Raw genomic sequence first — 321 nt, 5'->3', positions numbered from 1 at the left:
CTAAAAATGATGAATTAAGTAAGGATGATAAGGATAAACTGTATGAAGCGATTGAAAAGCTTTATAATTCACACTTCGGACGATAGAGGATGATGCATATTGTGGCACAGTGATTTTGGTGTTATCTTAGCTGATGGCTTGTTATTCTTAGCGGGTATCTGTATTGGTATCTTAATATTCTTATTTGATTCTGTGAATTTCCTAACAAAGATTTACATTTCACCTCATACAAAGGGTACTAAGATGAATGTTATTAAAATGCAAGATGAGGAAACTGGTGAAGAAATATTGTATGTAAACCCTGAAACATTTAAACAAACA

At 32.1% G+C, this 321-nt stretch carries 1 protein-coding gene; it reads left to right on the top strand.

Annotation, left to right across the window (positions count from 1 at the left end; genetic code table 11):
- Positions 1-99: 99 nt before the first annotated feature.
- Positions 100-321, top strand: a 222-nt coding sequence (locus SB749_RS19035; protein ID WP_410711677.1) for a hypothetical protein, incomplete at its 3' end; no start/stop codon positions are given.

This window comes from Brevibacterium sp. SIMBA_078, assembly GCF_046534565.1.
Classification (GTDB): Bacteria; Actinomycetota; Actinomycetes; order Actinomycetales; family Brevibacteriaceae; genus Brevibacterium.
This window is presented reverse-complemented; position numbering and strand designations above follow the sequence as displayed.